Source organism: Parabacteroides faecalis, from assembly GCF_022809355.1.
GTDB lineage: Bacteria > Bacteroidota > Bacteroidia > Bacteroidales > Tannerellaceae > Parabacteroides > Parabacteroides faecalis.
Genome location: NZ_JAKZMM010000026.1, coordinates 1 through 12755, shown reverse-complemented (window position 1 = coordinate 12755; position 12755 = coordinate 1). Strand labels below are relative to the sequence as shown.

The window sequence follows — 12755 nt, the reverse complement described above, 5'->3', positions numbered from 1 at the left end:
TAAAAAATAATTAAAGTATGAATACAGAACTATTAGGTGTCATAGCACAAATCGTTCTAATGATGGTATTAAGCTATCCGTTAGGAAAATATATTGCTAAGGTTTATAAAGGGAAAAAGGTCTGGAGTGATTTTATGAAGCCGCTAGAAAATTTAATCTTCCGACTTTCAGGAATCAATCCGGAAGAAGAAATGAACTGGAAACAGTTTCTGAGGGCTTTGCTTGTTGTAAATGCATTCTGGTTTGTATGGGGTATGATTCTGCTTGTTATGCAAGGTTACTTACCTCTGAATCCGGATGGGAATATCGGTCAGACCGTACATCAGGCTTTCAATACTTGTATTTCTTTTATGGTAAACTGTAATGAACAACATTATAGCGGTGAAACCGGTCTTACTTATTTCACACAATTGTTTGTCATCATGTTGTTCCAGTTTATTACAGCAGCTACTGGTATGGCTGCTATGGCTGGTATCATGAAAGCTCTTGGCGAAAAAACAACTCAAACTATTGGAAACTTCTGGAAGTATCTTGTGCTGAGTTGTACACGTATCCTTCTTCCGTTATCACTTGTGGTTGGTTTTATACTTATTACACAAGGAATACCTATGGGATTTGATGGCAAGATGGAAATAACTACTCTTGAAGGTAATCCTCAGAGTATATCACAAGGACCTGCTGCAGCTATTGTTCCCATCAAACAGTTAGGTACTAACGGTGGTGGATATTATGGTGTGAACTCTTCCCATCCGTTGGAAAATCCTACCTATTTGTCTAACATGACTGAATGCTGCTCCATTCTGATGATCCCTATGGCAATGGTATTTGCATTTGGTTTCTATGTAAACCGTAAGAGATTGGGATATAGTATATATGGTGTTATGCAGGCTGCTTTCCTTATAGGGGTATGTATCAATGTATCTCAGGAAATGGGTGGTAATCCACGAATTGACGCAATGGGTATAGCTCAGGATGGTGGAGCGATGGAAGGAAAGGAAGTGCGCCTTGGTGCTGGGGCAACAGGTCTTTGGAGTGTGGTCACGACCGTTACATCTAATGGTTCTGTAAACGGCATGCACGATTCCACAATGCCTCTTTCCGGTATGATAGAAATGCTTAATATGCAAATTAATACATGGTTTGGCGGTGTTGGAGTCGGTTGGATGAATTACTTTACATTCATTATTATAACTGTTTTCATCAGTGGATTGATGGTTGGACGTACACCGGAATTTATGTGTCACAAAGTCGAAGCCAGAGAAATGAAGATCGCTTCAATAGTAGCACTGCTTCATCCGTTTGTCATACTTGTCGGTACAGCTCTTGCTACATATCTCTATGTTCATGTATCTGCATTTGTAGAAAGTGAAGGTGGATGGCTGAACAATTCAGGTTTTCATGGACTTGGAGAAATGTTATATGAGTTTACTTCATGTGCTGCCAACAATGGTTCAGGTTTCGAAGGACTTGGTGACAACACCTGGTTCTGGAATGTATCATGTGGTATTGTATTGATATTAAGTCGCTTCATACCTATCATCGGACAAGTTGCGATCGCAGGACTTTTGGCACAAAAGAAATATATACCGGAAAGCGCCGGAACTCTTCAAACAGATACTGTAACATTCGGAGTGATGACCTTTGCTGTTATATTTATCGTCGCAGCATTGTCATTCTTCCCTGCACAGGCATTAAGTACACTAGCAGAACATTTTTCATTGTAATAAATAAAAAAATCAAGATATGAATTCAAAAAATCAAGATACATCACTGTTTCAAAAGGATCAGGTTATAGAAAGCTTGAAACAGTCATTGGTAAAGCTGAATCCGAAAATCATGATAAAGAATCCTATCATGTTTACAGTTGAAGTTTCAACATGGATTATGTTGTTTGTAACGGTTTATTCAGCATTCAGCACATCGCAAGGTTCGTTCGTTTATAACCTGTGGGTATTTATAATCCTTTTCCTTACGTTGTTGTTCGCCAACTTTGCAGAAGCAATAGCTGAAGCCAGAGGCAAAGCTCAGGCTGACAGTTTGCGTAAGACCCGTGAGGAGACTCCCGCAAAACTTATTGTAAACGATAAAGTAAAGACGGTGAGCAGTTCACAGCTTAAAAAAGGAGACGTATTTGTATGTGAAGCAGGTGATGTCATTCCTGCTGACGGTGAGATCATAGAAGGTCTGGCATCCATTGATGAAAGTGCCATCACGGGCGAATCGGCTCCTGTAATTCGTGAAGCTGGCGGCGACAAGAGCTCTGTGACAGGCGGTACTAAAGTCCTTTCAGATCATATTAAGGTAGTTGTAACCACTCAACCTGGAGAAAGCTTTCTGGATAAGATGATCGCATTGGTAGAAGGGGCAAGTCGTCAGAAAACACCGAATGAGATTGCTCTTACCATTCTTTTGGCCGTATTTACGTTGGTGTTCCTTGTGGTTTGTATCACGCTTAAACCGATGGCCGACTATTCCAATACCGTCATTACTATTGCTGCCTTTCTTTCTCTTTTCGTGTGTTTGATTCCCACTACGATTGGTGGTTTGCTTTCTGCCATTGGTATAGCCGGAATGGATCGGGCATTACGTGCCAATGTAATTACTAAATCTGGTAAAGCTGTTGAAACAGCGGGCGATGTAGATACACTTCTTTTAGACAAGACTGGAACCATAACAATCGGTAATCGCAAGGCAACGGATTTTTATCCGGTAGCAGGCCTCGACAAACGTAATTTTATAGAAGCGTGTATGCTGTCTTCTGTCTCTGATGATACACCGGAGGGAAAATCTATTATAGAGTTAGGACGTGAACAAGGATTGCGCATGCATAACTTAAACACGGAAGGAGCTCACATGATCAAATTTACGGCTGAGACGAAATGTTCAGGAATAAACTTAAAGGATGGTACTCAAATCCGGAAAGGAGCTTTTGACGCAATTCGTAATATAGTAAGCGAAGCCGGGAATGAGTTTCCCAAAGAAACTGAGGAAATCATCAGGCGAATTACCAGCAACGGTGGAACTCCATTGGTAGTATGCATCAATAAGGAAATAGCCGGAGTGATCGAGTTACAAGATATTATCAAGCCGGGCATAGAGGAACGTTTTGAACGTTTGCGTAAGATGGGTGTAAAGACAGTAATGGTTACGGGTGATAATCCATTGACTGCAAAGTATATTGCTGAGAAAGCCGGAGTAGATGATTTTATTGCGGAAGCCAAACCGGAAGATAAGATGAATTACATTAAGAAGGAACAGGCAGCCGGTAAGCTGGTTGCTATGATGGGGGACGGAACAAATGATGCACCGGCTCTAGCACAGGCTAATGTGGGTGTAGCCATGAATAGTGGTACTCAGGCCGCAAAGGAAGCCGGCAACATGGTTGACCTTGACAACGATCCGACAAAACTTATCGAGATTGTAGAAATAGGTAAACAGTTGCTTATGACTCGTGGTACGCTGACCACATTCTCTATTGCCAACGATGTTGCCAAATACTTTGCGATAATCCCTGCATTGTTTATGGTTTCTGTTCCACAGCTTGCGGCTCTTAACATTATGGGTTTGCATAGTCCTGAAAGTGCTATTCTTTCGGCAATCATATTCAATGCTATAATCATACCTGTTCTGATACCGTTAGCTCTTAAAGGCGTTGAATACAAACCGATCGGAGCCAGTGCTTTGCTTCGCAGAAATCTGCTGATCTATGGCGTGGGTGGTATTATTGTACCTTTCGTGGGTATCAAACTTATAGATTTATTCGTAGGACTATTCTTCTAATAATAAAAACAAAAAAGACAGTTATGAAAAATTTGATGAGATCAATCCGAATTACATGGGTGTTTTGTGTATTCTTTTCGGTATGTTATATATTGGTATTATGGATTTTCGCACAATTGGCAGCTCCTGGTGAAGGAGGAAATGCTGAAACGGTAAAACTCAACGGTAAAGTTGTAGGTGTAGCAAATGTCGGACAAGTCTTCACTAAAGATGTATTCTTCTGGAGTAGACCTTCATGTGCCGGTTCCGGCTATGACGGTACAAGTTCAGCCGGTAGCAATAAGGGAGTAACTAATGAGGAATATCTTGCTGAGGTAGAAGCAAGAATTGATACATTTCTGGTTCATCATCCGTATTTGAAACGCGAAGATGTTCCTGCCGAAATGGTTACAGCAAGTGCTTCTGGTCTTGATCCTGACATAACACCTGAATGTGCGTATATACAGGTAAAACGTGTTGCAGAGGCCAGAGGAATGAGTGAATCTGATGTGAAAGCCATTGTCGATAAAATGGTAGAAAAACCTTTGTTCGGCTTATTCGGCCCTGCAAAAATTAATGTATTAAAACTGAATGTGGCTCTGGAAGAAGCGAATCCGACTATAGACTGATTCATGAACTTGACAGTACTGGAAATAAATGTATATAAATAATGGCAAATAGAGAAGAAAGTGTACGTCATTTCTTAAATCTGATAAAACGCTCACAACGAGGTGTTTTTAAGATCTATATCGGAATGATTGCCGGTGTGGGTAAGACATACAAGATGTTGCAAGAAGCACATGAAATGTTGGACAACGGTATTGACGTACAGATTGGTTATGTTGAGACGCATGGACGGGCAGGCACAGAAGCGCAGCTAAAAGGATTACCTGTTATTCCTCGTAAGAAGATATTTTACAAAGGGAAAGAACTGGAGGAAATGGATTTGGACGCCATCCTTCAGTTGCATCCAGAGCTGGTAATCGTTGATGAACTTGCACATACCAACGTTGACGGTTGCCGAAATGAAAAGCGCTGGCAAGATGTAATGGATCTTTTAGAGGCCGGTATTAATGTTATATCGGCTGTTAATATTCAACATATTGAAAGTCTGAATGAAGATATTAAAGGCATAGCCGGGATTGAAGTGAAGGAACGCATTCCTGATAAGGTGTTAGAGGAAGCAGATGAGGTTGTGAATATTGATCTGACGGCTGAGGAACTTATCAATCGCTTGAAAGCCGGGAAAATATATAAAACGGAGAAAATACAAACTGCCCTCAGTAATTTCTTCAAGACGGAAAATATACTTCAATTACGGGAATTGGCTCTTAAGGAAGTGGCATTTAGGGTTGAAAAGAAAGTTGAGACGGAAGTAATCCCCGAAGAAAAAGCGGTTCACCGGGAATTATACCTTGCTTGCATAAGCAGTAACGCGAAAACCCCGAGACATATCATACGCCGTACCGCACGGCTTGCTTCCCGATATAATACCGATTTTATGGCTCTATATGTTCAGACGCCTTCTGAAAGTCCTGATAGGATCAATTTGTCTGTCCAGAGGCATTTACTCAACCATTTTAAACTGGTGACTGAACTGGGTGGTGAATTGATACAAGTTGCTTCACCTGATATTATACAGGCTATTATTGATGTATGTCATGAACGGCATATTACAACCGTTTGTATTGGGCAACCGACTTTAAATTGGAGTAAGATTTTTAAAATACATCGCTATGGATATTTTCTTAAGAATCTTTCAGCAATGGATATAAAATTGATTATCTTTCCGCAATAAAAAAATGTGTTATGAATATTAAGACAAAATTGACCCTGGCAATAGGAGTACTTGTGGCTATGATTGTACTTCTGGTCTCACTTTCTATTGTAAACTTACAGATTCTGACAGCAACAGAACCTAATAGTCCTGCTGCAGGTCCTGGATTACAACGCGCACTGCTTTGGATCTCTACTATTGGAGGCTTTTGTATTGTGATTGGTATTTTCATGCTGACAATCCTTCCTTCTTATTTTAATAAACCGATCAAAAAGATTATCGACGGAATAAAAGATATAGCCAATCATAATTATGATTGTAGATTAAATCTGGAAAGCCATGAATTTGCAGAAGTTTCTGAAAACTTCAATAGAATGGCTAAGCGGTTGTCTGATTATCATTCAAGTACACTGGCACAAATAAAGGCAGCGAAGAATTATATGGAAACCATTATCAATAGTGTGAAAGAACCTATTATAGGCTTGGATAATGAGTTAACCATTTTGTTTATAAATGATGAAGCTTTGAATGTCCTTAATTTAAAGCGCGAAGAGGCCTTACAAAAACCAGCTCAGGATATTTCTATGAGAAATGATTTGCTGAGAAGGCTCATACGTGAACTGATGGACTCACAAAAAGACAATAAAGTCAGTAAAACGGAACCTCTAAAAATATATGCTGACAATAAGGAAAGTTATTTCCAGATGAAATATATGCAGATTAAGAAGTCCGGGAATAATAACTCCGGTTCTATGAACGAGGGATACGTTATTATGCTTAAGAATATCACGGAGTTCAAGGAACTGGATTCTGCCAAGACCACTTTCATTTCGACCATATCACACGAGTTGAAAACACCTATTTCTGCCATCATGATGAGTTTACAGTTACTCGAGGACAGTCGGATTGGAGACTTGAATGATGAACAGAAAGAATTGGCGCAAAGTATTCAGGATAATAGTGAGCGTTTGCTGAATATCACCGGCGAACTGCTTAATATGACACAAGTAGAGTCTGGTAAGCTGCAGCTTAAACCCCGTATTACAAAACCCATCGAATTGATTGAATATGCCATCAAAGCCAATCGGGTACAAGCTGAAAAGTTCAACATACAAATCGAAGTACAGTATCCGGAAAATAAAATAGGTAAATTATTTGTTGACAGTGAGAAAATTGCTTGGGTCTTGACTAATTTACTCTCGAACGCAATCCGTTATTCTCCTGAAAATGGCCGTATTATTATTGGTGTCCGTCAGACGGATGATAATTATATTGAAATGTATGTTCGTGATTTCGGTAAAGGCATAGATCCTCGTTATCATCAGAGTATTTTTGATCATTATTTCCGGGTACCCGGTACAAAAGTTCAAGGAAGCGGATTGGGATTATCCATTTCGAAGGATTTTGTTGAGGCTCATGGTGGCACTTTAACTGTAGAAAGTGAAGTTGGAAAAGGAAGTTGTTTTACATTACGTTTGAAATCATAATCAGCTTTATCTGATCTTATCGCTGTATGAAACCGTTTATAAGCAATTAACAGGTGTGCTTATAAACGGTTATTTTCGTATCATATACTTATTTTATATGTTTCAATCTTGCGATAAAGAGTTGCCAATCCTATTTTTAATAGACGTGCCGTTTCTGTTTTATTGCCATTGGTGTATTGCAGCACTTTGATAATATGCATTCGCTCGATTTCAGCCAGTTCAAAACTGTCTTTCATCGGTGCAACCTCTGATTTTCGTCTTTGCAAATCCAAAGGCAAATCTTCGAATGTTATTTGATCTTCGCATACAATCGAACATCTTTCTATGACATTCCTAAGTTCCCGAACATTTCCTTTCCACTCTGCATTTTTTAATATATTGAGCACATCCGGAGTGATTCCAGTAATTTTCTTCTTTAGTTGAGCAGCAAATTTATCCAGGAACATATATGACAGACTTTCAATATCTTCTTTTCGGTCTCGTAACGGAGGCAAGTTTATCTGAAAAACGGATAAACGGAAATATAAATCTTCACGAAAGTTACCATTCTCTATTTCTTTCTTTAAATCCCTGTTTGTGGCTGATATAATCCTGACATCCACTTTAGTAGGTTTGGTGTCACCTATTTTTATATACTCTCCGGTTTCCAGGACACGCAAAAGCCGGGCCTGCAAATCATAGGCCATTTCTCCGATTTCGTCTAAAAAGATAGTTCCATGGTTGGCTACTTCAAATAGTCCTTTTTTATCCTTTAATGCACCAGTAAAAGCTCCTGCCTTATAGCCGAACAACTCACTTTCCAGCAAGTCTTTACTGAAAGCCGAGCAGTTAATATCTACAATAGGTTGCGCAGCTCTTTGACTGGCTTGATGGATCGCATGGGCAAAAACTTCTTTCCCTGTACCTGTTTCTCCGGTTAGTAATACAGCGGCATCCGTCGTAGAGACTTTCTGTGCCAGTGTTATGGCCTGTTTTAGCTCTTTTGACTTTCCAACAATAGAATCAAAGGAATAGGCAACAGAGGCTGGCTTTTTCCCTTTCTTTTTCTCCGTTTCGTCAACAGCGCGATTTATAGTAGGAATAATCTTTCGGTTATCATCTCCTTTGGTAATGTAGTCAAATGCTCCATTCTTGATTGCCTGTACGCCATCTTGAATATTTCCATGTGCCGTTAATAATATGATTGCCGAATCATTGGAATATTTTTTTATATCAAAAATGAAATCTATACCATTACCATCGGGCAAAAACACATCACAAAGAATAACGTCATATTGTTGTTTGCGCAGTTGTTGCAATGCTTCGCTACAACAGCTTGCTGTTGATACTTTATAACCTTCTAATTCTATTATTCGAGCTAATAATTTACGAATAGGTTCTTCATCGTCTATTACTAGAATTTGCACCATATGTTGATTGATCTTTATATATCGTTTTCTTACATACAAAGATACGATTTTATTAAATACAACAAAGCCTGCCCACTGTAGCCGGATGTTGTCCAATATTATTGGATATGCAGATTCAAGATACAGTGTTCAACAGGTTGCAGACTGGATATATTGAATTTAACCTTTTAATATTTCCTGTTTTTGAGATAGATAACAGAGAGCACTCCAAGCAATATCACATATAAGTATTCAGCTGTCCAATATACAGACAGAGATGTGCTGAAATTGCTTATCGTCCATAAATAAATCAGATAGGCAATAATGGTTACTGCCTGGAACATGAAAGTGGTACGTGTGTTACCTGTTCCGGTTACGGCATTCATATATACATAACCCGGTAAGGCAAATGCATAATTCAACAGGGCTACTGTAAATGGCAGTTGTGCTATTTGTAGCAGGCTCTCATTACCCGAATAAATATTGAAAAGCGGATTGAAACAGATTATAGAAAGGATAATAAGTGGGAATCCCACAGCATATCCCAGACGGATAACCCGGTTACATAACGGGATAACCTGATTCTGTTGTCCTGCTCCCAACAGATTACTTACCAATGAGCCGGTAGTTGCTGCCAATGAATTGACAATGACGAAAAACAAGGTGGATATGCTGCGTATGACATTTGTCGCTGCCAGTTCCAACTCGCCCAAATGCTCAATGGCTACGAAGAAGGCAAACCATGAGGCTACACCAATAAACTGATTGAACATGCTCCAGATTGATACACGGCAGACATGGTACAATATGCCTTTATCAAATTGCCAATTCAGGCCATAAACTTGTCTGTCCATTTTTCGTAAAACATGGATAGACAATATTATCAATGAGCATAATTCGGAAAAAGATGACGCTATTGCGGCACCGGCTATTCCCAGATCGAAATGAAATATGAGAAGCCAATTGCATGGTATATTGACCAATACGGCAGTAAGCGCAGCTTTGTTCAAGGGCTTTGTAAGTGTAATACCAACCAGAAAAGAACGTAAGGCAAGAAATGGGAAGGAAAACATCAATCCCCAAATGCGCCAATCCAAATAGTCGATGACAGCAGAATATACTTTCTCTGATGCAATTAGTTTGATGAGAATCACAGGTGAGAATACTTTCGAAATAGTGCACAACAGAATGGCCAGTCCTGACAGGAAAAGTAATCCCTGGAAGAATGTCTTGCCTGTTTCCGGATAATGCTGTTCGCCATTACGCCGTGCAATGACAACCTGCAAGCCCAGACTGAATCCGAAGCCGAGCATATAAATGGTTAGATACCAGATTCCGGCTAGCGCAGAAGCCCCTAGTTCTATTTCGCCTACATGACCTAAGAAGATAGCGTCAGTTATATTAATAAGTTGTTCGATCAGGATACTCATCATAACCGGAAAGTTGATGAGCCATATGCTTTTATATGTATAATTCATTGTTCAACATGATTAAATGCAACAAGTTCTGTAACCGATGACGTAAACTTATTTGCAATGTGATAATTTGATTTAATGGCAAAATAAAAAGATACGGACCTATTCAATAAGCCTGTATATTAATAATAGCGTTGATTGAGAATGCTATTTATAATGCGTAGCTATATGCACACTTGCCATTTCATAGGGTTGAACAATCTTTGTTTTTTTAATCTGTATACGGCAAAGGTAGTAAAAATAGAGATAGATGAAAGCTTTCTGTATTTTTATAATCTTCCGTTATCGTTCCATTCTCCGTAAAGGAGCCCTTTTCGGGTATTTTCTATGAATTTATTCAGGCGACTTTCAAAAAGTTCGGGCTGATTCTTCTTGATTTGAATGGTGTCAATTCTGATTCGCTTATATAAATCGGGGAATTGGCAGAAGTTGTTCCACACTACCGGATCGGATTGTAGCCTTTGTAATATGTCCTTGTCTATGATAAAACCATTAGGCGACATATCCGGCAGAACGGCTCTTCCTGCATCTGTCATCAGTCCTAACCGTTCCATTCTACGGCATCTCTCTTTGTTGAGTTCGGACCAGTTGCTTCGCGGCTTTCGTGGACAAAGTTTCTGGGCTGTTACGTCTGCTGCTATTTTCTTTGTGGTGCTGTCTATCCAGCCGAAACACAGGGCCTCTTCTACTGCGTCAATGTACCAGAAAGTATTGTTATCAGTAGGTCTTCCACGTTTCACGACTACCCAGCATTCTTTCTCCGTTTTATGGTTCTGCATTAGCCATTCACGTAGTTCGGTTCTTGATTTGACATCTAGTAAATTATGTATTTCCATTGTTTGTTGTTTCAATTTGCATTTTACAATGTTGGCTTCCCCGTAAGATGGATTCGCAGATTCATGCTGTTTCTGTTTTCGATTTCAAAAGTAACGAAATATCTCCAATTATATTCTGCATGATTCTCCTAAAACTATGTATCTTTGAATTTCCGAAAAGCGAACTCTTGTGGAACGATGACAGACGGATTCAGATTTTATAAGCCCAGCCCACTGTTGCGGGATTATGTGAGGTATTATTGGGTGTTTAAGAGTGATCAGCCGATTGAGACTTATACTTTCCCAATCGGTTGCCCTCAGATTATATTCCATAAACGAGCTGCTCTGTTGATTCCGGAGTTGGGTACGAGGCAGGACAGGTTGACTATTAGCGGACAGGTGAATTTTTCGTCGCATATCAAGGCAGAAGAGAGCGTGGAAATGATCGTGGTCGTGTTTCATCCTTATGCCATGAGTGCCTTCCTTCATGTTCCCATCTCTTTGTTCTACAATACGGAAGTGTCTGGTTATGGGCTGGAGAATAAAACTCTGAATGATCTTGCCGCCCGTGTCCTGGCATGTGAAGAGAATGATTCTTGTATAAGTCTTATCGAACAGTGGCTGCTATCACAGGTAGCGATTAACTTTGCTTCCAAACGTGAGGTGGATATGGATCGGATTGCGGCAGTTGTCCGTCAAATGTATGTTACTCCCAATAGGCCGGTTTCCGAACTGGCATCCATCGCCTGTCTGGGCAAGAAGCAGTTTGAACGCCTGTTCCTTGCAGCTGTCGGGATGAATCCGAAAGAGTATGCGCGACTTGTGCGTTTCCAGAAATCACTTAGACTTATGCAGTGCTCGGCCGGAAACATCAGTCAGGCCCAGATAGCTTATCAGTGCGGTTATTCGGACCAGTCGCATTTCATCCGGGAATTCAGGAAACTCAGCGGATATACTCCTTTGTCGCTGGCTACCGTATGCAAACCGTATTCCGATTTGTTTACTTCACCCGTATAATGTCTCATTTGTTCTATCTTTCGTTACAGCTTCGCTTTATTTTTGCTTCTTTGATTTAAGAGATACAGAAATGAAGAAAGAAGTAAATCCCGCAACGACAACACGTGCCTATGCCTACGAAATGTGGATGCAGGCTCCTATGCCGATGGTCACGTTTTTCAGAACGCTTGATGTGACAAACCTTGTAAGAACCAGTAAAAGAAAAGGGCTGAAACTGAATATGCTGATGTGCTGGTGCATCGGCAAGGCTGCTTCTGGCATCAGAGAATTCTATCAGCTCCCGGTCGGCGACAAGCTGATTCAGTATGATACAATTGCCGTGAATACAATTGTGGCCAATAGAATAGGGGAAATAAGTTCCTGCGACATTCCTTTTTCGGCAGATCTGATTCAATTCAATCATGACTATATCCGGCTGACCAGGCAAGTGGCTGAAACCTGCCGAAACCATGATTTGACGGAGAGCATGGTGATCGGCACCTCAGCACTCGTACACTACGAGATAGATGGAGCAGTAGGCATGTATAGCGGTATATTCAATAATCCGTTCCTGATATGGGGAAGATTCAAACAACGTTTTTTCCGAAAATACCTGACTGTTTCTTTCCAGTTCCATCATACACAAATGGACGGAGCTCATGCCGCACAGTTTTTGGAGGAACTTCAACGGGTGATAGGAGGAAATTTTTTGTTTTGAGACAAAAATAAGCCTATACACTTGTGGTTTGCGAATAAATATACAAGTGTCTAATCTATTGAAAAACAGATTAGAATTAATGTTAACCTCGTATATAACTCTTGAAAAAATAGTTATATATTATTTAATTCACTAGTGTGATGCAATCAATTCATATTGGTAAATTAATTAAATCATAATTGTGAATTAATTAATTCACATTAGTGAATCAATTAATAGATAAGATATAAACAGGGCTGACGCATTACAATCATTTTTTACTGGAATCTATTTTATTACAAGGAGGATTCCAGTCTGCATCAAGTAGTTCTACGAGGAAATCAGAATTCCATCCTGCCAT

General features: G+C 39.9%; 10 protein-coding genes. 7 read left to right on the top strand and 3 right to left on the bottom strand.

Going from position 1 to position 12755, the window contains the following annotated elements; all coding sequences use genetic code 11:
- Window positions 1–17 precede the first annotated feature (17 nt).
- The 5 genes from kdpA to MUN53_RS10755 are packed head-to-tail and all read left to right on the top strand — an operon-like array spanning window position 18 to window position 7023.
- Window positions 18–1724, top strand: a complete 1707-nt coding sequence (kdpA, locus tag MUN53_RS10775; RefSeq protein WP_243325425.1) for a potassium-transporting ATPase subunit KdpA — start codon at window positions 18–20, stop codon at window positions 1722–1724.
- A gap of 19 nt (window positions 1725–1743) precedes the next feature.
- The gene (gene kdpB / locus MUN53_RS10770; RefSeq protein ID WP_243325424.1) at window positions 1744–3780 is read left to right on the top strand and encodes a potassium-transporting ATPase subunit KdpB; all 2037 of its coding nucleotides are present in this window, start codon (window positions 1744–1746) and stop codon (window positions 3778–3780) included.
- A 23-nt stretch (window positions 3781–3803) separates the two neighbouring features.
- A complete protein-coding gene (locus tag MUN53_RS10765; protein WP_243325423.1) occupies window positions 3804–4388 on the top strand; it encodes a K(+)-transporting ATPase subunit C in 585 nt (194 codons plus the stop codon).
- Window positions 4389–4429: 41 nt separating this feature from the next.
- A complete protein-coding gene (locus MUN53_RS10760) occupies window positions 4430–5557 on the top strand; it encodes a sensor protein KdpD (protein WP_243325422.1) in 1128 nt (375 codons plus the stop codon).
- Window positions 5558–5568: 11 nt separating this feature from the next.
- Window positions 5569–7023: a HAMP domain-containing sensor histidine kinase gene (locus MUN53_RS10755; RefSeq protein WP_022456287.1), complete on the top strand. Its 1455-nt coding sequence runs from the start codon at window positions 5569–5571 to the stop codon at window positions 7021–7023.
- A gap of 80 nt (window positions 7024–7103) precedes the next feature.
- Here the strand turns inward: MUN53_RS10755 and MUN53_RS10750 are convergent, their stop codons facing one another.
- The 3 genes from MUN53_RS10750 to MUN53_RS10740 form a co-directional block, all read right to left on the bottom strand.
- Entirely contained in the window at window positions 7104–8432 is a 1329-nt protein-coding gene (locus MUN53_RS10750; RefSeq protein ID WP_243325421.1) for a sigma-54-dependent transcriptional regulator, read from the bottom strand.
- A 167-nt stretch (window positions 8433–8599) separates the two neighbouring features.
- Window positions 8600–9889, bottom strand: coding sequence for an MATE family efflux transporter (locus tag MUN53_RS10745; RefSeq protein ID WP_243325420.1), 1290 nt, complete (start codon window positions 9887–9889; stop codon window positions 8600–8602).
- Between the two features lie 266 nt (window positions 9890–10155).
- Window positions 10156–10722 (bottom strand): YdeI/OmpD-associated family protein, encoded by a 567-nt coding sequence (locus MUN53_RS10740; RefSeq protein ID WP_243325419.1) that lies wholly within the window; start codon window positions 10720–10722, stop codon window positions 10156–10158.
- A gap of 144 nt (window positions 10723–10866) precedes the next feature.
- Here MUN53_RS10740 and MUN53_RS10735 point away from each other — a divergent pair, with 144 nt between their 5' ends.
- Entirely contained in the window at window positions 10867–11718 is an 852-nt protein-coding gene (locus MUN53_RS10735) for a helix-turn-helix domain-containing protein (protein WP_243325418.1), read from the top strand.
- Window positions 11719–11788: 70 nt separating this feature from the next.
- Entirely contained in the window at window positions 11789–12415 is a 627-nt protein-coding gene (locus MUN53_RS10730) for a CatA-like O-acetyltransferase, family 2 (RefSeq protein ID WP_243325417.1), read from the top strand.
- Window positions 12416–12755 lie beyond the last annotated feature (340 nt).

What these genes read in the sequence shown, in the direction of transcription:
- MUN53_RS10740 (WP_243325419.1), bottom strand. Translation starts at nt 10,722, where the DNA reads ATGGAAATACATAATTTACTAGATGTCAAATCAAGAACCGAACTACGT.
- MUN53_RS10755 (WP_022456287.1), top strand. Translation starts at nt 5,569, where the DNA reads ATGAATATTAAGACAAAATTGACCCTGGCAATAGGAGTACTTGTGGCT.
- MUN53_RS10745 (WP_243325420.1), bottom strand. Translation starts at nt 9,889, where the DNA reads ATGAATTATACATATAAAAGCATATGGCTCATCAACTTTCCGGTTATG.
- MUN53_RS10760 (WP_243325422.1), top strand. Translation starts at nt 4,430, where the DNA reads ATGGCAAATAGAGAAGAAAGTGTACGTCATTTCTTAAATCTGATAAAA.
- MUN53_RS10730 (WP_243325417.1), top strand. Translation starts at nt 11,789, where the DNA reads ATGAAGAAAGAAGTAAATCCCGCAACGACAACACGTGCCTATGCCTAC.
- kdpB (WP_243325424.1), top strand. Translation starts at nt 1,744, where the DNA reads ATGAATTCAAAAAATCAAGATACATCACTGTTTCAAAAGGATCAGGTT.
- MUN53_RS10750 (WP_243325421.1), bottom strand. Translation starts at nt 8,432, where the DNA reads ATGGTGCAAATTCTAGTAATAGACGATGAAGAACCTATTCGTAAATTA.
- kdpA (WP_243325425.1), top strand. Translation starts at nt 18, where the DNA reads ATGAATACAGAACTATTAGGTGTCATAGCACAAATCGTTCTAATGATG.
- MUN53_RS10765 (WP_243325423.1), top strand. Translation starts at nt 3,804, where the DNA reads ATGAAAAATTTGATGAGATCAATCCGAATTACATGGGTGTTTTGTGTA.